The sequence below is a fragment of the Streptomyces sp. NBC_01198 genome, from assembly GCF_036010485.1.
GTDB lineage: Bacteria > Actinomycetota > Actinomycetes > Streptomycetales > Streptomycetaceae > Actinacidiphila.
Genome location: NZ_CP108568.1, coordinates 6,498,235 through 6,520,795, shown reverse-complemented (window position 1 = coordinate 6,520,795; position 22,561 = coordinate 6,498,235). Strand labels below are relative to the sequence as shown.

23 protein-coding genes and 2 pseudogenes are annotated in these 22,561 nt (G+C 71.9%); 10 read left to right on the top strand and 15 right to left on the bottom strand.

All coding sequences use genetic code 11. The features are described 5' to 3' along the window. The first annotated feature begins 26 nt into the window (after positions 1 to 26). Entirely contained in the window at positions 27 to 938 is a 912-nt protein-coding gene (locus OG702_RS29010) for a helix-turn-helix domain-containing protein (RefSeq protein WP_327291891.1), read from the top strand. 10 nt (positions 939 to 948) lie between these two features. Here the strand turns inward: OG702_RS29010 and OG702_RS29005 are convergent, their stop codons facing one another. Together OG702_RS29005 and OG702_RS29000 are read right to left on the bottom strand one after the other, a co-directional pair. Then, on the bottom strand, positions 949 to 1,746 hold the full coding sequence (locus OG702_RS29005; protein ID WP_327293419.1) for an SAM-dependent methyltransferase: 798 nt from the start codon (positions 1,744 to 1,746) through the stop codon (positions 949 to 951). A gap of 191 nt (positions 1,747 to 1,937) precedes the next feature. Further along, a complete protein-coding gene (locus OG702_RS29000; RefSeq protein ID WP_327291890.1) occupies positions 1,938 to 4,862 on the bottom strand; it encodes an ATP-binding protein in 2,925 nt (974 codons plus the stop codon). A gap of 336 nt (positions 4,863 to 5,198) precedes the next feature. Here OG702_RS29000 and OG702_RS28995 point away from each other — a divergent pair, with 336 nt between their 5' ends. The 3 genes from OG702_RS28995 to OG702_RS28985 all read left to right on the top strand — a co-directional run bounded on the left by OG702_RS28995 (position 5,199) and on the right by OG702_RS28985 (position 8,933). Continuing rightward, entirely contained in the window at positions 5,199 to 6,362 is a 1,164-nt protein-coding gene (locus OG702_RS28995; protein WP_327291889.1) for an isoafricanol synthase, read from the top strand. A gap of 2 nt (positions 6,363 to 6,364) precedes the next feature. Then, positions 6,365 to 6,505, top strand: coding sequence for a hypothetical protein (locus OG702_RS28990; RefSeq protein ID WP_327291888.1), 141 nt, complete (start codon positions 6,365 to 6,367; stop codon positions 6,503 to 6,505). 139 nt (positions 6,506 to 6,644) lie between these two features. After that, positions 6,645 to 8,933, top strand: a complete 2,289-nt coding sequence (locus tag OG702_RS28985; protein ID WP_327291887.1) for an ATP-binding SpoIIE family protein phosphatase — start codon at positions 6,645 to 6,647, stop codon at positions 8,931 to 8,933. Positions 8,934 to 8,959: 26 nt separating this feature from the next. On the opposite strand, the gene OG702_RS28980 is transcribed toward OG702_RS28985, so the two are convergent. The 7 genes from OG702_RS28980 to OG702_RS28950 all read right to left on the bottom strand — a co-directional run bounded on the left by OG702_RS28980 (position 8,960) and on the right by OG702_RS28950 (position 15,330). Further along, the gene (locus OG702_RS28980; protein WP_327291886.1) at positions 8,960 to 9,784 is read right to left on the bottom strand and encodes an enoyl-CoA hydratase/isomerase family protein; all 825 of its coding nucleotides are present in this window, start codon (positions 9,782 to 9,784) and stop codon (positions 8,960 to 8,962) included. Between the two features lie 125 nt (positions 9,785 to 9,909). After that, complete coding sequence (locus OG702_RS28975; RefSeq protein WP_327291885.1) at positions 9,910 to 10,563, bottom strand: cysteine hydrolase family protein; 654 nt, start codon at positions 10,561 to 10,563, stop codon at positions 9,910 to 9,912. 136 nt (positions 10,564 to 10,699) lie between these two features. Beyond that, positions 10,700 to 12,343 carry a Na+/H+ antiporter gene (locus OG702_RS28970; RefSeq protein ID WP_327291884.1) on the bottom strand — a complete coding sequence of 548 codons (1,644 nt, stop codon included), beginning with the start codon at positions 12,341 to 12,343 and terminating at the stop codon, positions 10,700 to 10,702. A 106-nt stretch (positions 12,344 to 12,449) separates the two neighbouring features. Then, positions 12,450 to 12,929, bottom strand: coding sequence for an NUDIX hydrolase (locus OG702_RS28965; RefSeq protein WP_327291883.1), 480 nt, complete (start codon positions 12,927 to 12,929; stop codon positions 12,450 to 12,452). Between the two features lie 5 nt (positions 12,930 to 12,934). Further along, entirely contained in the window at positions 12,935 to 13,261 is a 327-nt protein-coding gene (locus OG702_RS35570; protein ID WP_442814574.1) for a hypothetical protein, read from the bottom strand. Positions 13,262 to 13,368: 107 nt separating this feature from the next. Continuing rightward, positions 13,369 to 14,775, bottom strand: a complete 1,407-nt coding sequence (locus tag OG702_RS28955; RefSeq protein ID WP_327291882.1) for an amidase — start codon at positions 14,773 to 14,775, stop codon at positions 13,369 to 13,371. Positions 14,776 to 14,877: 102 nt separating this feature from the next. Further along, positions 14,878 to 15,330 (bottom strand): hypothetical protein, encoded by a 453-nt coding sequence (locus tag OG702_RS28950; RefSeq protein ID WP_327291881.1) that lies wholly within the window; start codon positions 15,328 to 15,330, stop codon positions 14,878 to 14,880. Positions 15,331 to 15,414: 84 nt separating this feature from the next. On the opposite strand from OG702_RS28950, the gene OG702_RS28945 reads away from it, so the two are divergent. From OG702_RS28945 to OG702_RS28930, 4 genes are all read left to right on the top strand, one after another. Continuing rightward, the gene (locus OG702_RS28945) at positions 15,415 to 15,774 is read left to right on the top strand and encodes a hypothetical protein (RefSeq protein ID WP_327291880.1); all 360 of its coding nucleotides are present in this window, start codon (positions 15,415 to 15,417) and stop codon (positions 15,772 to 15,774) included. Between the two features lie 231 nt (positions 15,775 to 16,005). Further along, positions 16,006 to 16,674, top strand: coding sequence for an alpha/beta fold hydrolase (locus OG702_RS28940; RefSeq protein ID WP_327291879.1), 669 nt, complete (start codon positions 16,006 to 16,008; stop codon positions 16,672 to 16,674). Positions 16,675 to 16,934: 260 nt separating this feature from the next. Beyond that, positions 16,935 to 17,804: an MBL fold metallo-hydrolase gene (locus OG702_RS28935; protein ID WP_327291878.1), complete on the top strand. Its 870-nt coding sequence runs from the start codon at positions 16,935 to 16,937 to the stop codon at positions 17,802 to 17,804. Between the two features lie 58 nt (positions 17,805 to 17,862). After that, complete coding sequence (locus tag OG702_RS28930; RefSeq protein ID WP_327291877.1) at positions 17,863 to 18,555, top strand: hypothetical protein; 693 nt, start codon at positions 17,863 to 17,865, stop codon at positions 18,553 to 18,555. A 51-nt stretch (positions 18,556 to 18,606) separates the two neighbouring features. Here the strand turns inward: OG702_RS28930 and OG702_RS28925 are convergent, their stop codons facing one another. The 5 genes and pseudogenes from OG702_RS28925 to OG702_RS28905 form a co-directional block, all read right to left on the bottom strand. Then, on the bottom strand, positions 18,607 to 19,329 hold the full coding sequence (locus OG702_RS28925) for a hypothetical protein (RefSeq protein ID WP_327291876.1): 723 nt from the start codon (positions 19,327 to 19,329) through the stop codon (positions 18,607 to 18,609). A 29-nt stretch (positions 19,330 to 19,358) separates the two neighbouring features. Next, on the bottom strand, positions 19,359 to 19,610 hold the full coding sequence (locus tag OG702_RS28920) for a hypothetical protein (RefSeq protein WP_327293498.1): 252 nt from the start codon (positions 19,608 to 19,610) through the stop codon (positions 19,359 to 19,361). Next, positions 19,514 to 19,870, bottom strand: a complete 357-nt coding sequence (locus OG702_RS28915) for a hypothetical protein (protein WP_442814744.1) — start codon at positions 19,868 to 19,870, stop codon at positions 19,514 to 19,516. Before OG702_RS28915 ends, OG702_RS28920 begins: the two co-directional genes overlap by 97 nt. Before the next feature lie 125 nt (positions 19,871 to 19,995). Next, positions 19,996 to 20,643: a Type 1 glutamine amidotransferase-like domain-containing protein gene (locus OG702_RS28910; protein WP_327291875.1), complete on the bottom strand. Its 648-nt coding sequence runs from the start codon at positions 20,641 to 20,643 to the stop codon at positions 19,996 to 19,998. Between the two features lie 235 nt (positions 20,644 to 20,878). Continuing rightward, positions 20,879 to 21,076, bottom strand: a pseudogene (locus tag OG702_RS28905) (glycoside hydrolase family 11 protein); the annotation flags it as partial. On the opposite strand from OG702_RS28905, the gene OG702_RS28900 reads away from it, so the two are divergent. Both OG702_RS28900 and OG702_RS28895 read left to right on the top strand, forming a co-directional pair. Continuing rightward, entirely contained in the window at positions 20,981 to 21,574 is a 594-nt protein-coding gene (locus OG702_RS28900; RefSeq protein WP_327293417.1) for an SGNH/GDSL hydrolase family protein, read from the top strand. The pseudogene OG702_RS28905 and the gene OG702_RS28900 sit on opposite strands and share 96 nt — an antisense overlap. Next, a pseudogene (locus OG702_RS28895) lies at positions 21,541 to 21,813 on the top strand (glycoside hydrolase family 11 protein); the annotation flags it as partial. The gene OG702_RS28900 and the pseudogene OG702_RS28895, both read left to right, overlap by 34 nt. A 52-nt stretch (positions 21,814 to 21,865) precedes the next feature. On the opposite strand, the gene OG702_RS28890 reads toward OG702_RS28895, so the two are convergent. After that, a complete protein-coding gene (locus OG702_RS28890) occupies positions 21,866 to 22,429 on the bottom strand; it encodes a dihydrofolate reductase family protein (protein WP_327291874.1) in 564 nt (187 codons plus the stop codon). Positions 22,430 to 22,561 lie beyond the last annotated feature (132 nt).

The window sequence follows — 22,561 nt, the reverse complement described above, 5'->3', positions numbered from 1 at the left end:
CGCTCAGCGCGAGGGAGAAACCGCCCGTGTCTGCCCAGCCGTCCCGCACCCCGCGCGGAGTGCGTCACGTCCGCCCGCTGTCCGGCCGGGCGCCGACCGCTCAGCGCATGATCTTCGGTGAGACGCTGCGGAAGCACCGCGACGCGCTCGGCCTGACGGAGAAGGAGGTGGCGCGGGAGATCGGCGGCTGCTCCGCCTCGAAGATCAGCCGGCTGGAGAGCGGCGAGCACGACTTCAAGGAGAAGGACGTCCTGAGCCTGCTCGACATCTACCAGGTCGTGGACTCCGCCGAGCGCGACCGCCTGCTGGCGCTCTCCCAGGAGGCCAACAAGAAGGGCTGGTGGGAGGCCTGGCGGGACGTCGCGCCCAAGGAACTCCAGACCTACGTCAGCCTGGAGGACATCGCGGCGCGGATCCGCTCGTACGAGAGCGGCCAGTTGCTCGGGCTGCTGCAGATCCCGGACTACACCCGGGCGCTGGTCAGGGCCAATTCGCTGGAGCCCAACCCGCGGACGGCCGAACGGATCATGGAGCTGCGGGCCATGCGCGCCCAGCGCTTCCTGCAGGAGTCCCCGGCCCGGCTCATCTGCGTGCTTGACGAGGTGACCCTCTCGCGCGGCTACGGCACCAACCCGGTCATGCGCCGGCAGATCGAGCACCTGATAGAGCTCGCGGCACACGAGCGGATCAGCTTCCGGCTGGCCCCGTCCACCCGGCTCAACCTCCCCGTGCAGATCGGCACGACCACGGTGTTCGACTTCGCGGCCGACCAACTCCCCGCGATCGTCTACGTCGAGCGCTGCAACGGCGGCCTGTACCTGCAGGACCGGCAGGAAGTCGACAGCTACGAGCGGGGCTTCGACCGCCTCATGGTCAACTCCCTCGGGTCGGCCGCCTGCGTGCAGAAGCTCAAGGACTACTGCCAGAAGTACCGCTGAGCCGGGCAGTTCAGCGCTTGCGCGCCACGCCCGCGTACAGCGAGGCGTCCGCGTCCGTGATCAGACTCGGCCCGCTGGCCGGTTCCGGATTCCACCGGTGGGCCACCTCCACGCCCGGGTCGAGCAGTTCCAGGCCGGTGAAGAACTCCGTCACCTCGCTGCGGCTGCGGACCTGCAGCGGCGTGCCGCCCTTGGTGTAGACGTCCTCGATCGCCGCCCACTCCTCCGGCGCGAAGTCCGGGGTGCAGTGCGAGATCGTCAGGTACGAGCCGGACGCGAGCGCCCCGACGAGCGTCTTCACCACGCCGTAGGCGTCCCGGTCGTCCGGGACGAAGTGCAGCAGCGCGTTCAGGCTCAGCCCGACCGGCCGCGTCAGGTCCAGGCAGCCGTCCCGCCGGACGACGTCCAGCAGGTGCACGGGGTCGGTGGCATCGGCCTCGACGTAGCACGTGGCGCCCTCGGGGGAGCTGCGCAGCAGGCTGTCGGCGTAGACCAGCACGATCGGGTCGTTGTCGACGTAGGTGACCCGGGCGTCGGGTGCCTCGCGCTGGACCACCTCGTGCAGGTTGGGCGCGGTCGGTATGCCCGTGCCGATGTCGAGGAACTGCCGGATGCCGTGGTCGCGGGCCAGCAGCCGCGCCGAGCGGTGCACGAAGGCGCGGTTGACCCGGGCGGCCGTCCGCACGGCGGGGAAGGACAGGATGACCTGCTCGGCCGCGTCCCGGTCGACGGCGTAGTTGGTGTTGCCGCCGAGGTAGTAGTCGTACATCCGCGCGCTGTGCGGAAGGTCCTGCCGCAGCCGGTCCACCTCGCCGGGCTCCGCCCCAGCTGCTGCCGTCTGCGGTGCTGTGACCTGCGGTAATTCGTCGCTCACGCCGTTGCCCCCTCGATCGCGGCCCCCGCGCCGCAGCGGGCGCCAGGAGCGGAACTGAGCCGGACCTGCCCATCCGCTGCGATCACCTTATGCAGGCCGGGCGGTTTCCTGAACACCGCCGTCGCTTACGGCACCTCGCCGCCGGCCCCCGCCACCAGCCGGGGCAGCCCGGCGTGGTCGCAGCCGGCCTTGAGGTAGATGTCGGACAGCACCCGCGTGACCACCGCCTCCGAGGCGCCCAGCGCCTCGGCTATCCGGGCGTTGGACCAGCCGCCCGCCGCCCACTGGGCGACCGTGCGCTCCTGGACGGTGAGGGAGTCGGCGTCGGCGGTGCGGGGCTTGAGCGGCCACAGCCCGGTGGCGTCCAGCTCCTCGCGGGCGCGCGCCGCGAGCGTCTCGGCCCCGCACTGCACCGCGCCTTCGAGGCCCCGGCGCAGCTGCTCCGCGGCATGCTGCGGAAGCCCGGTACGGCGCAGCGTGACGCCGTGGTCGACCAGCGCCTGCGCCAGGTCGTAACCGGACGGTGAGCGCTCCAGGTGCGCGACGGCCTCGGCGAGCACGCCGGCGCGGCGGGTCATGGGGGTCACCATGGCCAGCGCGTGCAGCGCCTGACCGACGGCGGACTGCGTACCGAACCTGCGGGCCCTGCGGACGCCTTCCTCGGCGACCTCCTCGGCCCGCTCCGGGTCGGTGACCTCCCTGGCCCTGGCCAGGCGCAGCGGCCAGGGGCACCAGGCGGGGTTGCGCATGCCGCGGGCGTCGAGGCGCTCGCCGACCCGGACGAGCTGCTGTTCGGCGTCACGGTGCCGGCCGAGGGCCAGCAGCAGCTCGCCGTGGACCGTCTGCGCGTCCGGGTAGACCACGGCGCTGGGCTCGATGTCGCCGTAGCGGTAGGTCCTCGCGACCTCCTGCGCCTCCTCGGTGCGGCCCCGGGCGAGCAGGATCTCGATGAGGATGCCGAGCGCGAAATACTGCGCGGGCACCTGGTGCCCGACCCGGTCGGCGATCCGCAGGCCGTCGCGGACCATGGTCTCGGCCGAGCTCAGCCGGCCGCGGCGGAGGCGGATGTACCCCAGCAGCGTGTAGCCGAAGGACAGGTGCGCTCCGCGCCAGCCCCTGTCCTGGCATTCCTCGATGCCCTGGTGGAACAGGTCCTCGGCGCGCCCGGGCTGGTCGCAGTACATGAAGGTGAGCGCCACAAGCACCGGCACCTCGAAGCCCCACAGCTCGTCGGTCCACGACAGGCCGTCGCCGAGTGCCTGCTCCGCCCAGTGCAGCGCGGTGGCCACGGACTCGCCGCGCACCATCGCGTCCCAGGCGCGCAGCCCCAGGATGTAGCGCTCGGCGATGCCCCGCCCGGTCAGATGGTCGGCGAGCCGGGCGAGTTTGCGCGAGCGGGCGGCCGAGTCCTGCTCGTCGGCGCGGAAGGCGTTCCACATGAACTGCTCGGCCTGCAGGTGCAGTCGGGTCTTGGCGTCGGTGGCCCAGCGGCCCGCGTCGGCGACTGTCTGGGCCGCTTCCGCCATCCGGTCGGAGTGGCCGAGCGCCTGCGCCAGCCGGTAGACGATCGCCTCGCGCAGCTCGGGGGTGAGGACGGGTTCGTCCAGTGCGGCCCGCAGGTGGTTGACGGTGATCGCGGGCTCCGTCAGCAGCGCGGAGCAGCCCAGTTCGAAGAGCACCTGGGCGCGGTCCTCCATGGCGGGCGGCTCGCGCAGCGCCCGTGCCAGGCAGCGCCGGGCGGCGTCGGGGGCGCCGGCCCGCTGGTACTCGCGGGCTGCCTCGGAGAGTTGCTGCACCACCCACGGGTCGCTCTCGGGGTGGGTCTCCAGCAGGTGGCGGGCGGCCGCGGTGGCGCCCAGACCCGCCTGGGAGACGACCGCGGCGGCCTGGCCGTGCATGGCGACCCGGAAGGCGGCGGGAATCGCCCGGTAGACCGCCGTGGAGACCAGCGGGTGGAAGAACTCCAGCCGGCTGTCCGCCGCTTCGAGCACGTCGCGGGCCGCCCCGGCGAGGATGCGGGCCTCGCGCAACTGCGCTACGGCGTCGGCGGATTCGGCGTCGCCCAGCCCGCCGACGCCGGCCGCCCGGCCGCAGGAGGCGTCGGCGCCGAGCACGGCGACGCTCCAGGCGAAGCGGACCGCGGAGGTGCCGAGCCGTTCGAGCCGCTCGACCAGACCGCCGCCCTTCACAGCCGAGGCCAGCTCGCGCAGTTCCGGCAGGTGGACGACCTGGGGCTTGAGCCCGCGGTCGGCGACCCGGGCGGCGAGCTCGACGGCCTCGAAGGGGTTGCCGCCGGTGACCGCCCAGGTCTCCCGGCAGAAGGCCTCGTCGGCGTCCTCGCCCAGGGTGTCGCGGACGATACGGCTGACGGCGCCGGGGGTGAGCGGCGCGAGGTCCAGGGTGCGCGACCCGTGCCGTTCCGCCAGCCTGCCGAACGCCATGGCGTCGCGCGGGAGTTCGTCGGGGCGGTAGGCGACGACGAGCAGCATCGGCAGTTCGGTGACGCGCGGCGCGAAGCCGGTGAGCCACGCCAGCGACTCGGCGTCGGCCCAGTGGGCGTCGTCCAGCATCACCACCAGCGGGGCGCGCTGCACGGCGAAACGGGTGACAATCCAGTCCAGGCCGTCCCGTACGCCCTGCGGGTCGGGGGAGCTGTTGCCGGCGCCGGCCACCAGGCCGACCGCGGGCGCGACGATGTCGTACCAGTTCCCCAGCGCCCCGCGGTGCTCCTCCTCGGTACCGGTGGCGAGCAGCGGCTGCACCAGGTGGCGTACGACCTGGAAGGCGACGCCCTGCTCCTGCTCGCCGCCGCGCGCGGACAGCACCGTGCAGCCGCGGGCCATCGCCCGGCGGCGCACCTCGCCCAGCAGGGTGGTCTTGCCGAGCCCGGCCGGCCCGGCGAAGACCAGCAGGCCACCGGTGCCGACCGCGGCCGATCCCTGGGGCGGGCCGCTCAGGTCGGCCAGCAGGGACTCCAGCGCGGCGGTTTCCGTCTCGCGCTCCAGCAACAGTCTTCTGTGCCGCGGCGGTTGGTCTCCGATGAAAGCCATCTCAGTTCCCTCGAAGGTGCGGTGTCCCCGTTCACCCGTCCACCGGGTACGCACAGCGTACGCACGCGCGCACGATATGCAGTCCACTGCGGGCCTTCTTCGCCGCGTCCTGGCCGGCTTCCTCCGCGGCGGGCGCCGGGTCCGCTAACCTCCCGCGGCCCGGGTCGAACAGGGAGCGTGCGCGGCTCGTCGAGTGCGCCGGGCGCGCACCCTGCACCACCCCTCCGGCCCGGTTTCGCCGGCCGCGCTACCCCTACGCTCTCCCCACGGCACTCAGCACACTTCGGGCCCGAACCGCGGCAGGCGGCCGGGCGCTTCACGGCACCTGGAGGGCGAATGTCAGACGAGACCGCTTCCGGCCCCGTACGCTCCGGCCGCTACGACCCCACCCGGCGTGCCGCAGCCGTCAGGATCCCCTTCCCGGCCCGGCTGAACCTGCACGCCGAGCGGGCCAGGCAGCACACCCTGCAGTGGGTGCAGGCCATGGGCCTGCTCACCGGGGACGTCGCGGCAGCCGAATACGACGCCCTGCGGCTGGAGCGGCTGATGGCGTACTTCTACCCCGACGCCACCGCGCCCGACCTGGAGCTGGCCGCCGACTTCAACGCCTGGTTCTTCATCTTCGACGACCAGTTCGACGGGGGCCTCGGCACGCGCCCCGCGGAGATACGGCGGGTGGTGGACGCCCTGGCCGCCACGATGACGCTGGACGGCGCCGGCCCGCTGCCGGGCGCGGAGGAGGAGTTACCGGCGCCCGGAGCCGAGGAGGCGCTGTCGTCGGAGGCGGCCGGCACCCCGCTGGTGCGCGGCTTCCGGGACATCTGGCTACGGTCCACCACCGGCACCCCGGGCAGCTGGCGGCTGCGGTTCCGCGCGCACTGGCGGGCGTATCTGGCCGCGCACGAGGGAGAGGCCCACCACCGCAACGCCGACCGGCTGCCGACGCTCGATCAGTTCCTGGAGATCCGGCGGGAGTCCATCGGGGTGCGGCCGTGTCTGGACTTCACCGAGCGGTGCGGCGGCTACGCGCTGCCCGACGACCTGCACGACTCCCCCGCCCTGCGGGAGATGCGGGAGATCACCGGCGACGTGGTGATCTTCGTCAACGACATCATCTCGCTGGTCAAGGAGCTGGCGGCCGGCGACGTCAACAACAGCGTCGTCGTCCACGGCGCCCACAAGGGCTGCACCGTCGAGGAGTCGGTCGAGCACATCAGCGCGCTCGCCAACGCGCGCACCGCCCGCTTCGCCCGGCTGGCCGCCGCCCTGCCCGGCACGCTCGCCGAGCGCGGCGTCCCCCGGCAGACGCGCGAGCACGTCGACCACTACGTGGACGGGATGCGCCATCTGATGGCGGGCAACCTGACCTGGTCGCTGGCGACCTCCCGCTACGACGAGACCGGCGTCGCGGCGGTGAGCGACGGACGGCGGCGCCCCTGGAGCCGGCTCACGACGGCCCTGGACGCGGCGGCGCCGCCGCACCGGACCGGGGCGGCCTGACCGTGGTCTCCACCGGGACCGCCGACCACCCCGCCCTCGCCCTCTACCGCCGACGTGGCTTCACCCCCACCGGCGAGCACCGGATCGCGCCCGGCGTCACGCTCACCGCGCTGGAACGCAAGGGCGCCCCGACCGCCTCGTGAGCCGTCCGCGGGCGCACCGCCGGCCCCGCGGTGACACCTCACCCGGCTGCCGCCCGCTGGGCCGATCGGTGCAGGTCTGCGGCGGACGGGCCTGGCGCCGGTCGGCGGCGGGCAGGGATGGTGGCGGAGGTGCGTGCGCATGACCGGCGGTGACGTGCTGGTTCTCATCGACGAGGCCGGCCGGGTGATCGAGTGCGGGCGTCCGGCCGAGGAACTGCTCGGGTGTTCCGCCGAGGACGCCGTCGGCCGGCAGGTGACCGCGCTCCTCCCGGAGGTCGCCGCCGACGACGAGGTGCGCAGGGCAGGTTTCCCCGCGGCCACCGCGGCACTGGTCAGGCCGGTGCTCCGGGGCTCCTCCGTGGTCTGGCGGGTGCTCGCGGCCGGGGACGACATGCCGGGGCGGGACGCGGCGATCCTGCGGGCGCTGTTCGCGCCGTCCCCGGTGGGCCTGCACGTCCTCGACGACCAGCTGCGCGTGGTGGGTACGGGCGCCGACCGGCACGTGCCCGGTGACCTGCCGGCCGGGCATCTGGCGGGCCGGCGTTTCACCGAGCTGTTCGAGCGTGAGGGGTCCGAGGAGGAGTCCGCGGTCGCGCACGAGGTGCTGCGCAGCGGGCAGCCGCTGGTGAACCGGCTCGTCCGCGGCCTGCGGGTGCCGGGCAAGCCCGGGCGGCGTACGCACTCGGTGTCGTACTTCCGTCTTGAGGGCCCCGACGGCGAGGTGGCCGGTCTGGTCGCGTCCGAGGCCGACGTCACCGAGCGCGAGAAGGCCCAGGCCCGGCTGACCCTGCTGGACAACGTCCGCGCGCGGGTGGGGCACCGGCGGAACCTGGGGGCGGTCTGCCGGGAGCTGGCGGAAGCGCTGGTGCCGGCGTTCGCGAGCAGCGCCGTCATCGAGGTGATCGAGGACATCGTCCGCGGCGACGAGCCGCCCTCGGTCCCCGTCCAGCCGGACATCCCCCTGCGGCGGGCGGCCTTCGCGGGCCCGGCCCCGGCCCACGCGACCGGGGAGGTGCACCCGATGCCGGCCGGCACGCCCTTCTCCGAGGTGCTCGCGGACCTGCGGCCGCGCCTGCTGGCGATCGGCGACGACACCCCCTGGCTGGCCGCGGATCCGGCCCGCGCCGAGGTCATCAGGCGGTGCGGCGCCCACTCCCTGATCGTGGCGCCGCTGGTCGTGCAGGGCCTGGCTCTGGGGGTGGTCAGCTTCTACCGCGACGCGGGGCGCGAGGCCTTCGAGGAAGCCGACCTCATGGTGGCGACCGGGGTGTGCGCGCACGCCGCGCTGTGCATCGACAACGTCACCCGTTACATGCGCGAGTGGGTCGTCGCCCAGACCGTCCAGCGCCGCCTGCTCTCCCAGGAGCCGGCCGAGCGGACAGGGCTGGAACTCGCGCACGTCCACCTGCCCAGGCCCGAGGGCGGCGGGGCCTGGTTCGACGCGATCCCGCTGCCCGGTGCGCGCACCGCGCTGATCGTCGGTGACGTGGCCGGCGAGGGCATCACCGCGGCGATCACCATGGGCTTGCTGCGCACGGCCGTCCACACCCTCACCGCACTGGACCTGCGGCCCGACGAGCTGCTGGCCCGCCTCAACGACACCGCGACCCGGCTGGCCGCCGGATACGCCCCCTCCGATCTCCCGGACCACGAGCCACTGACCGCCAACTGCACGGTGGCGATCTACGACCCGGTCGACCTCACCTGCACGGTCGCCTGCGCCGGCGTCCCCGAACCGCTGAGCATCCTGCCCGACGGCACCTCAGCCGGCCTGCCCGTCACGGCGGGGCCGCCGCTGGCCGGACCGGGCGAGGCGCCGTTCCCCGCGGCGACCGTCGACCTCCCGGAGGGCAGCGTCCTGGCCATCGGCACGGCCGACATCGCCGACGAGGTGACGGCGCCCACCGGCCCGCTGCGCCCGCTCCTGGACGCAGTCCGTGAGCGGTCGCTGCAGGACGTGTGCGACAGCGTCGCCGCCGCGCTCGGGATCGGCGACGGCCCCGGCGAGCCGCTGCTGCTCCTCGCGCGGACGGCGGCGCTGCCCCACGACCACGTGCTGACCCGCGACCTGCCCGCGGACCCCGGGGCGGCGCCGATCGCCCGGGAGGCGGCCCGCCGCCAGCTGGAGCTGTGGGGGGTGGACGAGGAGACGAGGTACACCACAGAACTCATCGTCAGCGAGCTCGTCGGGAACGCCGTCCGCTACGGCGACGCTCCGCTGCGGCTGCGGCTCATCCTCGGGACGACGCTGACCTGCGAGGTCAGCGACGGGGCGACCAGCGCTCCGCACGTGCAGCACGCCCGGACCATCGACGAGACCGGCAGGGGGCTGTTCATCCTGGCGACCCTCGCGGACCGCTGGGGTGCCCGCTATCACCCGGGGGGAAAGACGGTGTGGGCCGAGCTGCCCGCGGGGAGCCGCGCGTAGCCGGCCCCCCGGGGTCGGCGGCATGCTCAGGACTGCTCGGCGACCTGCCGGCCGAGGTCGAGTTCCGCGCCGTCCGGCCGCTGCAGGCCGCGGTCGAACAGGCGGCGCACCCGGTCGGCGTTCTCCGGGCGGCCGGAGGTGCGGAAGAAGCTCGCCAGGCTGGCCGCCGCCTCCTCGTCGGGAATGGCCGCCCCGGCGTCGACCAGGGCCTTCACGCCGGCCACCGCCACCTTGTCGAAGCCCGCGATCCGGCGGGCGAAGGCGTCCACGAAGCCGTCGAGCTCGCCGGCCCGCAGGACCCGGTTGACGTACCCGTAGGCGGCAGCCAGCTCGGCCGGGAAGTCGTCGGCCCCGAGCAGGATCTCCATGGCGCGCCCGCGGCCCACCAGCCGGGCCAGCCGCCCCATCGGGTTGCCCCCGGGGATGGACCCGGTGGCCACCTCGAACTGCCCGAGCACCGCCCCGGGACCGGCGAACCTGATGTCGGTGGCGAGCACGAACTCGCTGCCCGCGCCCCGGGCGCGCCCGTCGATCGACGCGACCGTCACCGCGGGCACCCGGCTCAGGCGGACCAGGTTGTCGGCGTAAGGGTGCAGTCCGGTGGGACCCGGCTGCATGGCGGCCACCCGGTCCTGGTCGGAGAGCATGTCCCAGTGCGCCATGAAGAAGTCGGGGTTGGCACTCCGGAACACCACCACGGTGAGATCAGGTGCCTGCTCGATCCGCGTCAGCAGGTCGGCCAGCTGCTCCACGCTGTCGACGTCGTAGAGGTTGATCTCCCCGTTGGCGAAGGTCACCTGCCAGTACGACGGTGACACCTCGTGCACCTGGAACTGCGCGTCGTTGCTCATCAGCCGACCGTAGATTCCCCGCGCGGGGCCAGCGGCGGACCCCCTCGCGGCGCCGCCGGAATTCCCCCTGACAGGGGGCACCCATCAGGGGCCCGCAGCAGGCCCGCTGCTCGCCGCCCGCCCCGTCAGGGGGACGCCGGCCCCGGTGGCGGCGCTTCCAGCAGAGTGACGAACTCCTCGGTGGTGAGGACCGCGTGGGCGTACTGCGGCGCGTTGATGTCGAAGGTCGCCGCCATCTCCTCCCAGGTGAAGGCACCGATGGCGTCGCTCAGGAGCGTCACGTGATATCCCAGTTCCTGCCCGAAACGCGCGGTGGTGTCCACGCACGTATTCGCCTTCATCCCGATGAGCACGATTCTGCGGACCCGGTGCTGCTTGAGCATCAGATCCAGGTCGGTGTTGGCGAAGCCGCTCGACGACCAGTGCTGGCGAATGACGATCTCGCCCTCTCGCGGCTGGAAGTCCGGGTGCCATTCTGCTCCCCAACTGCCCTGCGCGAACGTCTGGTCCCTCATGGCGTTCTGCTGCGTCGGGGACAGATACTCCCAGCTCAGATAGTCGCACTGGGCCCACTGGTGGTGCGGCACGATGAAGACGTGGCAGCCCTGGCCACGCGCGGCGGCCAGGGCGGCGCGCATATGGTCGAGCAGGTGGACGCCTTCTGCGACTTCCCTGGCCCGCGGCCACATCTTCCCCCCGTCGGAAAGGAAGTCGTTGTACGGGTCGACGAGCAGCAGGGCCGTCTCCCCGGGAGGGTAGGGCATGGCGTCGGCGGTCATCGGTTCCTCGATCCCGTCCCGGCGGGTAACCCCCGGAACCCCTGCGGTGGACGCGCGCAGCAGACAGAAACTCCCGCCCCTCGTCACCCTCCCACTTCCGTGGAGGTCCCGCATCCGACCCGGCGGCCGGCCCGGCTCACCCCTCCGGATCGGCCGGGTGGGGGGACTCGCCGGTCGCGGGAGCCTCATGGGCCCGCCGGTAGGCGGCGTCGCTGATGTGGGCGGCCCTCTTGGCCAGCTCCAGCCGGGTCTCCTCACCGTCGAGGGTCTCCTGCACCCGGCGCAGCACCTCGTCGTCGATCTCCCGGGCGTTCCGCAGCTCCACCAGGGCGACACGTTTGCTGTCGAGAAGGGCTCGGCGCAGGTGGTACTCCACCCGGTAGGTGGCGAAGAAGCCGCCGCGCCGCAGATTCCGCGAGTGGTCCTTCAGCTCGCCCGCCAACTGCTCGGTGAGCTCCCGGGGGGAGTCGAGCCGCGCCGCGTGGGCGGGGAGGTCGGACAGCGCCCGCTGATCGATACTGCGGCGGGCGAGGACCTCTTCCTCGCCTTCGTCGGCGTCGACGGGAAAGCGGGCGAGGCGGATCGCCCATGGCATGGTCTGGCCCTGCACCACGAGCGTGACGGCGATGACCCCCGCGGTCACGAAGACGATGACGTCCCGGTCAGGGAACCGGGCGCCGCTGTGCGTGTGGAGCGGAACCGCGAGGGCCGCCGCGAGCGAGATGGCGCCACGGACACCTCCCCACGAGCCGGGGATGCGCTGCCGGAAGGTCATGCGCCTTCTTCGTTGCTGAGGGCGCCGGTCCAGCAGCCGGATCGCGTACGGCGACGCGTTGACGTACAGGATCCGCGTGAGGATCACCGTCGCGCTCACCGCCGCCATCAGCGCGACCGCCTCCCCCGCCCGGAAGGACTTCAGCCCTCCGACGGCGTCCGGGAGTTGCACACCGACCAGGACGAAGAGGATCCCGTTGAGCAGGAAGGTGGTCACGCGCCAGAAGGCCATCGTGGGAACGCGGCTCCTGGCACTGATCAGCAGCGGGCTCGCCCAGCTGACCATCAGCCCGGCCACCACGACCGCGAGGACCCCGGACACGTCGGCCGCCTCGGCGGGCAGGTAGGCGGCGAAGGGCGTGAAGACGCTCAGCCCGCGCTCGATCTCGGTGTCGCGGACCCGGCGCCGCAGCAGGATCACCAGCCACCCGACCGCCGCGCCGATGGCGATGCCCCCGGCGTAACTGCCGAAGAAGCGCCCCACGGCGTAGCCCCAGTCGAACTCCCCGGACGAGGCGGCGGTGTCGACGGCGAGGGCGTAGATGACCAGCGCCGTGCCGTCGTTGATCAGGCTCTCGGCCTTCAGGGTCGTCAGCGCCCTGCGGGGCAGTCCACGCGACACGCCGTTCACCGCCGTGGCGTCCGTGGGAGCGAGCACCCCGCCCAGCACGAACGCCACCGGCCAGGCCATCCCGAACGCGTGGGCGACGGCGGCGACCGTGAACGCGGTCACCAGCACGAGACCGACCGACAGGATGACGATGACCCGGAGATTCTGCACGATCTGCCGCAGGGAGATCGACAGCGACTCCACGTAGAGAAGGGGCGGCAGGAAGATCAGCAGCACCAGCTCTGCGGGCAGATGGATCCCCCGGAACTGCGGGATGAGCCCCAGCAGGACGCCCCCCAGGAGCAGGACGACCGGTTCCGTCATCTTCAACGTCCGGGCGAGCCACGTCAGCAGCAGCACGGCGGCCAGCAGGACGACGATGATCTCCAGGCTCATCACGAGCGTAGTGTCGCATCAGGCCGACATATCCTGACATCGAGGACACGACCCACAGGTGGCGGCGCGTCACCCGGTGACTCCTCGCCGCGGGCGTCCGCCCGGCCTAGACCGCCGGCCCCCTGAGGACCTCGGCGATCAGGTCGTGGATCAGGAAATTCCCCGGGGAGCAGTTCTCCTTGAGCCGGCTCAGATCGGCGGGGCCGAACCAGTCGCAGGCGGAGTGCTTCGTCCACTCCAGCGCCGGGTGGTCGAGGTCACCGTCGACGTCGACCAGGTAGTCCGCTTCGTGCCGCAGCCCGCGGCCGTCGTCGCCGGTCCAGGACGTGATGCCCAGCAGCCGGCGCACGCGCCGCAGGCGCCAGCCGGTCTCCTCCAGGACTTCACGGGCCAGGGCCTCCATCAGCGACTCCCCCGGCTCGACGTGTCCGCCGACGATGTCCCACGCGCCGGGGAACAGCCGCCGGTCAGGGCTGCGTTTCTGAGCGAAGGCCGCACCCCGGTGGTTCAGGATCACGGCACCGACGGTCCAGACCTCACCATCCGCGGGCAGGGGTACTTCGATGTGCTGACGGCCCTCGGGCATGGGCGTCACGACAGCGGGACCGGATCCGACGCGAGGTCGGCGACGACCGCCGCATGGTCGGACGGCCACGCCCCGTCGACCGGCTGGTCGCCGGCCCGCCGCACCGCACGGACCCGGCCGAGCCCGCCCGGCCCGGTCGGCCCCCCGTGGATGTAGTCGCACCGCACGTCGGGTTCGAAGGCGCGGGCAGCGAAGGGATTCGCGGTGTCCCAGGTGGGGCCACCGGCTGTGCGCTCCTGCCACGGCCCGAAACGCCACCACACATTCCAGGTCACCACGCGCATCCGCAGTCCGCCCCACTTCCCCGGCCCGCCGAGCCGGACAGCCCCCACGGCCGCACGGTCGTCCCAACGCAACCGTACCGGCCGCCCGCAGCAGTTCCGTCAGCCAGTTCCGTCAGCCCGGAGGGCCCCCGGCGGCGCACTGTCCCTTCGGGGTGTCACATGGCGGGGTGCAGGTGGCAGACCGGGCTCAGCTCCTCCAGCAGGGAGGCGACGTGCAGGATCGTCGACTCGGAGTTCCAGTTGGCCACCACCTGCACGGCGATCGGCATGCCGTCGCTGCTCGTGCCGAACCGCATCGACAGGGCCGGCAGCCCCGTCAGGTTGAACGGGACGGTCGTCGACGACACGTGGAAGGCGCCCACCGTCTGGCCGTCGAGGGTGAACTCCTCGAGCTTGTGCTGGTGCGCGGGGATGGTCGTCACCGGGAGCAGCAGGACGTCGTGCTGCCGGAAATACTCCGCGAACCCGTCCCGGAGCCGCCCGACGCCCTGCTGGGCCCGGACGTAGTCCTCCACCGACGTGTCGGGCAGGCCGGTCACGAACTTGGAGTAGCTGAACATCTGGTCCTCATGACCCGCGGTCACCTCCAGGAAGGCCGGCTTCACCTCCATGAGGCTCAGCTTGTTCCAGAGGTCGAGGGGGTTGTCCTGCTCGAGAGCCGGGATGTTCACCGCGTCGACCCGGGCCCCCACCGTCCGCAGGGCGTCGGCGGCCGCCTTCACGGTGGCCGCGACCTCGGCGTCGGTCGGTCCGAGGCCCGAGTCGACCAGCCAGCCCACCCGCACCGGCCGGTCCGGTGAGGCGCCCAGGCCCAGATCGACGTCGCGCGGGACGGTGGCGTAGCCGTCGCGGCCGTCGGGACCGGCCAGCAGGCCGTACGCGAGAGCGAGGTCGCGGATGCTGCGGGCCATGGGGCCGGCGTGCCAGTCACGGCGCGGCACCCGGGGCCAGATCCCGGTCATCGGGATACGCCCGTGCGTCGGCTTGAACGACACGACACCGGTGTCCGCCGCCGGCCCGCGCACCGAGATGGACAGGTCGGTCGCGAGCCCGAGCGGCGACATCCCGGTGGCGATCGCGGCGGACTCCCCGCCGCTCGAACCGCCGGGCGAGCGGTCGACGTCCCAGGGGTTGTTCGTCCTGCCCGTCAGGAGGTTGTCGGTCTCGATCCAGTACGAGAACTCCGGCAGGTTGGTCTTCGCCAGCAGGATCGCTCCGGCCAGCTTCATGCGCGCCACGGCGGTGGCGTCCGTCTCCGGGACGCGCCCCGCGAAGATCGGCGAACCGCGCTGGGTGAGCACCCCGGCGGTGTCGTACGAGTCCTTGGCCGTGAACGGCACGCCGTGGAGGGGCCCCAGATCCCCGCCCGCCGCGAGCACCTCATCCGCCGCCCGCGCGGCCTCCAACGCGCCGTCCACGAGCGTGACGATGGCGTTGAGCTGCGGATTGACGGCCTCGATGCGGTCGAGGTGTGCCTGCACCACCTCGACGGAGGACGCCTTGCGGGTACGGATCAGCTTGGCGAGTTCGGTCGCATCGGAGTAGAGGAGATCAGTGGGCACAGGTGAGTTCCCTCCTATATGTGCACATATTGGCCCACTATGCCGTTGTGCCCCGCTTCGGACCGGCAGGACGCGCCGCCGGGCAGCAGGGGTGCAGAGGTGTCACACGGCGGGTCGCGGCGGGTCGGCGGAGTGGTCGGGATGGCCGTGCGTACGGCGGGACTCCTTCATCTCCGCCTCGTGGATATGGCGCCGGCCACCCGCCAGGTCCGCCCGGACCTGCTGCTCGAGCTCCCGGAACGGCTGGTAGTAGGTGTCGTCGTAGGCCTCCACCATCTGGAAGGTCCAGTAGCCGGGAAGGACGTTGCGGCCGACGAGCTCCGTTTCGATTCGCTCGGCGTCCGCGTCGTGGCCCGCGGCCCTCAGCAACTCGGCCGCCTCGCCCAGCCGCAGATCCGCTCCACCGGTGAGCTGGTGGAAGTCGTAGAGCCTCCCGCGCGCCCGCTCCACCGCCTCCAGCGCCTCTGAGAGCACGCCGAGCGCTTCCACCAGGGCGTCGCTCATGCCCGCGGGACGCCGGTTCCGCGCCGCCATGCCGTCGTCGTCATCGATCATGTCCAAGGGCTTCCCCGGGTTTGCCGACTCACCGCCAGGAAAGCCCGAACGGCCCAGAGCGAGTGCTCGCGGCACAATGGCCCCATGACACGCATCCCCTCCCGGTCAGCCAGGAGTTCCTCGCTCTCCCTGTGGTCGAAGGACTCCTTCCTGTCCATCGGCTCCGTCGGGTCCGTGCTGTCCATCGGCTCGATCGGCAGCGCGCTGTCCATCGGCTCCGTCGGCTCCTCGCTGTCCGTCGGCTCGATCGGCTCCGCGATGTCCCTGGTGTCGCTCGGGTCCGTCCAGAGCACCGGAAGTGCGCTCTCCATCCAGGCGCGGCGCTCGGTGCTGACCGTCGGCCCCTACCGGATGCTCAGCTCGCGCGGCACCGCGGCACTGCTCGGCTCGGGCGCGCTCGCGCTGGCCGGTGCGCTCGCCCTGCGCACAGCCACCCGACGCTGACCGGCCCGGATCCCGGCAGCGGCACTTCACGTACGCCTTCTGCGAGGTTGGCGGCGAACAGGCATCAGTTGGCATCGTAGCGATACCACGCCACACCATGATCCGGTGAGACTTCCCTTCAGCGCGGTGGTCTTCGGTCGCGCCCAGCGGCCGACCGCACCACATGTCATCGAGGCAGCGTGCCCCGATGCCGCGGCTTGAGCGAGAACTTGAGCAAGAAGGAGAAGAGCCATGACGACGTTCGTCCTTGTGCCCGGCGCTTGGAAGGGTTCCTGGGCGTACGAGGCGGTGGTCCCGCTGCTGGAGAGTGCCGGTCACACCGTTCACGCCCTGACCCTGACCGGCCTGGGACCCGATGACGACGACGCGGCGGTCGCCGCCGCCAACCTCGACACGCACGCCGGCGACGTACTGCGGCACCTCGACACCCACCACATCACCAGCGCGACGCTGGTCGGCCACAGCTACGCCGGCATGGTCGTCGCCGCGGCCGCCGACCGCGCCGGGGGCCGGATCTCACGGCTGGTGCACCTCGACGCCTACGTGCCGCACGACGGTGAGTCGTGCTGGTCCGCGACGAACGACCACTTCCGGAACGTCTTCGCCACCGGCGCCGCCGCCACCGGCTACGCCGTCGAACCGCCCAAGGGCGGCGACCCCCGCCGCCGTCCGCACCCCCTCGCCGCCTTCCTGCAGACGATCCGGCTCACCGGCGCCGCCGCCCAGATCCCCCGCCGGGAGTTCGTCTACTGCGCGGGCTGGGAGGACCGCACCCCCTTCGCCCCGCTCCGCGCCCGGCTCGCGGCCGATCCCGCGTGGCAGGTCTACGACCTCCCCACCGGACACGACGCCATGCACGAGGCCCCCGAAGCGGTCGCCGCGATCCTGCTCAAGGAATGAGCCCGGCGGGTCGCCGCGCACCAGCGAGCGGGCCGGCCTGACCGCGGAGCCGGCCTGCTCCTCGACGGTGCCGCCTCGGCCGGTCGAAGCATCGTCGGGGGTATCATTCCCGCCGGTCGGAGCACGGTCGGACGTGTGGTCACCGCCGGTCGAAGCAGCCACGAAAGTCGTGCCCACCCGTGCTTGACACGGGAGCGGCCGCCACGCCATTATTCATGTGTCGCGACATACATGTCGTAGCACACTTCAAGGAGAGCGCCATGGGCACCATCAACGCCATCTCAGTCCTCAGCACCGGCCAGGTCCAGATCCGCCCGCAGCACGCCGAGAGCAACGGCACCCCCTTCCTGTGGTGGCTGAACACCTCCCGCCAGTGGACGCCCCCCAAGCCGATCAACGTCTACGTCATCGAACACAGCGACGGTCTCGTCCTGTTCGACACCGGCCAGGACCGCAGCTCGGTCACCGACCCCGACTACTTCCCCACCGGTTTCGCCGGCCACATCTACAACCGCCTCGCCCGCTTCGAGATCCCCGCCGACCAGACGCTCACCGCCCAACTCGCCCGCCTCGGCCACGACATCGCCGACGTCAAGGTCGCGATCCTCTCCCACCTCCACCAGGACCACATCGGCGGACTCCGCGAACTCGCGCACGCCCGCATCATCGTCAGCGACCAGGACTGGGCCGAGATCGACAAGCCCCGAGCCGTCCTCGCCGGGTTCCTCAAGCAGCACATCGACATCCCCGGACTGCACTGGGACCGCGTCACCCCCACCCCCGTCGACGACCCGGCGCTGGCGCCCTTCACCGCCGCGCACGACGTCATGGGCGACGGCTCCCTGATGCTGGTTCCCACCCCCGGCCACACCCCCGGCTCGCTCTCGCTGCTGCTGCGCAAGCCCGGCATCGCGCCCCTGCTCTTCGTCGGCGACCTGACCTACGACGTCAACCTCCTTGCCCAAGAGCGCATCCCGGGCGTCGGCGACACGGCGGGCCTCCACACCTCCACCCGCCAGGTCAACGAGTTCGCCACCCGCAACCCGGGCGTCGCCATCCTCGCCGCACACGACGCGGCGGCCCCCACCCTGCTGCGCACCGCGCTCGGGCAGGCGACCCACCACGCATGAAGCGCCGACGTCTCGACCCGCCGGCAGGGCGGCCGGCGGTCCCCCCTAAACTGCTCCGGTGGAGCTGCCCCCGTACTGGATACCCAGACCCGGGCCGAGCCCGGACCCGGTGACGGTCAGGGCCTTCGACGAACTCCTGGCCCAGGCGCTGGGCCACGGCCCTGACCGCCCTGTCGACTACCGGCTCGACGCGCCGAAGCGGCAATTCCTCTGCCACGCCGCCGATCGGGCCGACGTGGTCCTGCACGGTTCTGGTGATCCGGACATCACCCGCTTCGAGCCACGACTGCCCGGAAACACGCTCGACTTCAGCAACCGCCGCGCGGTCTTCGCCGCGACCGACGGGATCTGGCCCCTGCACTACGCCATCCTGGACCGGGTCCGCCACCCGGCGGTCATGACCGTCAACTCCTGTATCCGTCTCGGCTCCACCGACGGACGACTCAGCGAGCCTTCCTACTTCCTCTCCATCAGCCGGCAGGCCCTGGACCGCCGGCCGTGGCGAGCAGGCACGGTCTATCTCCTGCCCGCCGCCGGCTTCGAGCGGCAGCCGCCGGTCGCCGTCGGCGAGAACCGGGTCCACATCGCGCAGGCCGCGAGCCCGACACCGGTGACTCCCCTCGCCAAGATCACCGTGGAACCCGAGGACTTCCCCTTCCTCGACTCCGTCCACGGCCACGACGACGAGGCGGTCCACGCCCGGATCACCGCCGATCCGCAGGGCTTCCCCTGGTTCACCGGCCGCTCCTGACCGGCAGGATGCCCACTCCCAGGCGGGCGACCGTCAGGGAACGCCGGCCCCCTAGAGTTCGGCGTCCCAACGGGCCCGTAGTGACGCTCCACCCGCGAGGGTGTTGTCGAGGAAGTCGGACAGCGTACGGAGAGCCTCGAGCACGCGCCGCAGCTCCTCGCGGCGGTCGCCGTTGGCGATGGCGAGGTGGAAACGGACAAGCGGGTCGGCCCAGGCACGCCGTTCCGGATCGGCGAGGATGGAGCAGAATTCCCGGTAGCTTCTGAGCCGGCCTTCGGGTTCGAGGAGGGCGTCGGTGCCGATGCTGGACTGCGTCGCGTAGAAGACACCGCAGGCGGCGAACGCCACATGGACCTTCATGATGGAGGTGGACAACCTGGTGTCGTCCCTGCCGGACAGGCGGAGGAACGGTAAGTCGCTGCGGGCGCGGGTCATCTGGGCGAACAGGCACGCGGTTATCCACACGCTGGACACCAGCGCGCACCCCGTACCCGCGAACCAGGTCGCGTCCTTGCCGTCGATCTCCTCGGGCGCGCGTATGACCTGCGCGGGACCGTAGAAGCCCTGCCTGTCGACTCTGACGGCGTAAAGGGACAGCCGGTGGTGGGTCTCCGCCGTGTGCCAGCGGAGCGGGTTGAGGTAGGTCATGTTCTGCGTCTCACGCTGCGCCCGGCTGCCGTCACGTCGTTGCTGGCGATTGGCCGCGACGACGAGGCCCAGGGAGACGGCGCCGGAAGTGAGCGCCGAAATGGCGGCCGTGGAGGCGGTGTCCATCCGGACAGTATCCTTCGCGGCGCTCGTGATCACAGGTGTTCAAGCCCCAGGGCACGCGGGACCCCCCGGATCCAGGCAGCACGGTCCGGCTCCGCGGCGGCGACGCGCTCCAGCACCTCGACGAAGCTCCTGCCTTCCGCTGAATCCATCACGCCGAGCTCGGAGGCGATCTCCTCCAGGGTGCTCAACGCCATCTGTGAGCCGGTCCCGACGCCGACGAGGTCCTCCAGCGTCGCCACCGCCGCCAGAAGTGCCCGCACCACTTCGTCCCCCTGAAGCACGACTTCACCCTTCTCCAGCGCCGGCGATCACCAGGCGATGCTGCCATCCCGGCGGCGCCGTCGCCGACGGGCAGCAGCAGGTTCGGTGCGGTGTGACCGAAGTCCACTTGTGCGAGGACCGGGATGTCACGCGCGGCCAGGACATCGAGCACCACGTCGCGTAGCCCTGCGCGCTCACCGCCGCCGTCGTAGGGCGCGACGCCTGTCGGGACGCCGACCACCATGCCCGCGATCCGGTCCACCTCCGAGTCCCGGAGCAGAACATCGAGTTCGTCGGCCCGCTCCGCCGGAGTCCCCGACGGCCACCAGCGATTCCGCGCCTGGTCGACCGTCGGACTGACCCGTACACCGAGACCTGTCCGCTAGTTCATCGGCGAGGTGTCGGTCAGATGATGGCCGACGTGTCACCCTCGATCACCAGGACTTGTCCGTCGCTCAAGGTGCGGTGCGGGGTGCCATTGGCCCGGTAGTGTTCCGCGATCCGCCCGCAGGCCTCGGTCTCGACGTGGCCGGGGGAATCGACATGCGGGACGAAGGCGTGGTCGAGGATGGCCAGGCCGTTCCAGACCGGTTCGTCTCCCCAGGTCCTCGTGACGTCCTGGGCGAAGTCGCAGAGTTCCAGGCCCTGGAGGCTGGGAGCCAGCACGCAGGGGCCGGCGCTGTAGCCCGCGTAGACGATCGTGTCCTCGCGAAGCCGCGAGGACAGGACGCTGTCCGCTCCGCTGCGGGCCATCGCGTAGCGAAGCACGAACACGTTGCCGCCGCGGACCCAGACGGCCGGGAAGGCGTCGAGCGCGGTCTCGACCTCGCCGGCGGGGCGGTGGAAGAACTCCCGCAGATCAAGCTCCTGTGGGTCGAACCCGAGCTCGACCAGAGCGTCGGTCTCGCGTTCGACTCCGGCGCGGCGGACTTCGTCCGGGGCGGCGTCCATGGCATTCGCGACGACAGCGATCCGGCCCGGCTCCGACCCGAGGAGCCCGAGCAACCGGTCGGGGTGATCGCCCATGCGGAAGGACGACAGGTAGAGGCGCATCCACGGACCCTAGCGTGGTATCGGGGTTCTGACCTCGGAATATCGCCTCCTATCAGTCGACCACATCCTGGACCGCAGCGCGGGGCAGCAGTTCCGCCGGGGGGTGCCTGGCCTGTGCGGTGCTCCAGTTCTGGCGGCGCGGTTCTCATGGTCACGCCTCCGGCTGCCCGCTGCTCGGCGTGCGCCCCGGGCGCCGCGCCGGAAGTGGCGGCGCGGCGCCGGGAGGAGCTGTGCTTTAGCCTGTGCCGCACGTGAAGGTCGGCCAGGTGGTCGAGCCGTTCTTCTGGATGGTCAGGCCCCACGTGCTGCCGTTGCCGTTGGGCTTGGCGACCAGTTGCTGGGCGCTCGGGTAACTGGCGGTGATGTTCCAGGTCGACAGCACCTTCTCCGGCGACGGGATGTTCGCCGTCACCGTCCAGTTGCTCGAACCCGAGGCTGGACCATCGCACAGATCGACGCCAACGTCGTCAACTGGCTGAGCACGTTCAACCCGCACACGATCCTGCTGCACATCGGCACCAACGACATCTACGGGTCCAACCCCTCCGGCGCCCCGTCACGGCTGTCCACCCTGCTGGACCACATCACCGCAAAGTCGCCGGACGCCGAGGTGTTCGTGGCCACCATCATCCCGCTGGCCTCCTTCGACGTGCGTACGTACAACGCGGCCATCCCGGGGATCGTGCAGAGCAAGGCCCGTGCCGGCAAGCACGTCCACCTCGTCGAGATGTACAGCGCACTGACCACCGCCGATCTGGCGGACGGCGTGCGCCCCGACGCCGGCGGCTACACCAAGATGGCCACCGTCTGGTGCAACGCGCTGCAGGCCGTCCCGGCAGCCTCGGCAGCGCGACGACGACCACCCCGCCGCCCACCACCGGTTCCAGCACGGGGACGACAGCCGGTGGCGGGAGCTGCACCGCGGCGGTGACCGCGGGCTCGTCGTGGAGCGACCGGTACAACCTCGGCGTCGTCTCCGGTTCGAGCAACTGGACCGTGACGGTGAACGTGCCTGCCCCCGAGAAGGTGATGTCCACCTGGAACATCACCGCCAGCTACCCCAGTTCCCATGTCCTCGTCGCCAAACCGAACGGGACCGGCAACAGTTGGGGCCTGACCGTCCAGAAGAACGGCTCCACCACCTGGCCCACCTTCTCCTGCAGCCCGAGTCAGGCCGGACCGTCGCTGGTCGTCGGCGATGTCCCGCCGCCCGACAGCGCGTTCAGCGCCTCGTCTCGTACCTGGCCAGGACCACGCCGCCGGGAAGCGTCCGTGCCTCCAGCAGGTCCAGGTTCGTCCAGCCGTCCAGCGCGCTGAAGAAGGGTGTGCCACTGCCCACCAGGACCGGGTGGGTGACGATCGCGTACTCGTCGATCAACCCGGCCCGCATCGCCGCCCCGGCGAGCGCTGCGCCACCGACCCTCATCGGCCCGCCGTCCTCGGCCTTGAGCCGAGCGATCTCCGCGACCGCGTCACCGGTGACCAGGCGGGTGTTCCAGTCGACCTTGTCGACCGTCGAGGAGAACACCACCTTCGGCGTGTCCCGCCAGTTCCGCGCGAACTCGATCTGCGCCGGGGTGGCGCCCGGCTGCCGGTCGCCGGTCGGCCAGTAGGCGCTCATGGTCTCCCACAGCCTGCGGCCATAGAGGAACAAGCTGACCGCCCGCTCCTGGTCGAGCCACCACTGGAACAGCTCGTCGCTCGGCGCGCTCCAGCTGAGATCGTCGCCGGGCGCGGCGACATAGCCGTCCAGGGACAGATTCATGCCGTAGAGCAGTCTCCGCACAGCGCCCGCCTTCCGTCAGTCGGTCCCGGAAGTCTAGACGGGCCTCGAACCCGACATCGCAGGGTGAGCCGTGCACCTGGAACCCGGCATCGGGTGACCGCCAAGTCACTGCCCCATGGGATGGGCGCGTTC

Coding starts and splice junctions, on each gene's coding strand:
- OG702_RS29000 (WP_327291890.1), bottom strand. CDS start 4,862: ATGGCTTTCATCGGAGACCAACCGCCGCGGCACAGAAGACTGTTGCTG.
- OG702_RS28995 (WP_327291889.1), top strand. CDS start 5,199: ATGTCAGACGAGACCGCTTCCGGCCCCGTACGCTCCGGCCGCTACGAC.
- OG702_RS28985 (WP_327291887.1), top strand. CDS start 6,645: ATGACCGGCGGTGACGTGCTGGTTCTCATCGACGAGGCCGGCCGGGTG.
- OG702_RS28980 (WP_327291886.1), bottom strand. CDS start 9,784: ATGAGCAACGACGCGCAGTTCCAGGTGCACGAGGTGTCACCGTCGTAC.
- OG702_RS28975 (WP_327291885.1), bottom strand. CDS start 10,563: ATGACCGCCGACGCCATGCCCTACCCTCCCGGGGAGACGGCCCTGCTG.
- OG702_RS28970 (WP_327291884.1), bottom strand. CDS start 12,343: ATGAGCCTGGAGATCATCGTCGTCCTGCTGGCCGCCGTGCTGCTGCTG.
- OG702_RS28965 (WP_327291883.1), bottom strand. CDS start 12,929: ATGCCCGAGGGCCGTCAGCACATCGAAGTACCCCTGCCCGCGGATGGT.
- OG702_RS28950 (WP_327291881.1), bottom strand. CDS start 15,330: ATGATCGATGACGACGACGGCATGGCGGCGCGGAACCGGCGTCCCGCG.
- OG702_RS28945 (WP_327291880.1), top strand. CDS start 15,415: ATGACACGCATCCCCTCCCGGTCAGCCAGGAGTTCCTCGCTCTCCCTG.
- OG702_RS28940 (WP_327291879.1), top strand. CDS start 16,006: ATGACGACGTTCGTCCTTGTGCCCGGCGCTTGGAAGGGTTCCTGGGCG.
- OG702_RS28935 (WP_327291878.1), top strand. CDS start 16,935: ATGGGCACCATCAACGCCATCTCAGTCCTCAGCACCGGCCAGGTCCAG.
- OG702_RS28925 (WP_327291876.1), bottom strand. CDS start 19,329: ATGGACACCGCCTCCACGGCCGCCATTTCGGCGCTCACTTCCGGCGCC.
- OG702_RS28910 (WP_327291875.1), bottom strand. CDS start 20,643: ATGCGCCTCTACCTGTCGTCCTTCCGCATGGGCGATCACCCCGACCGG.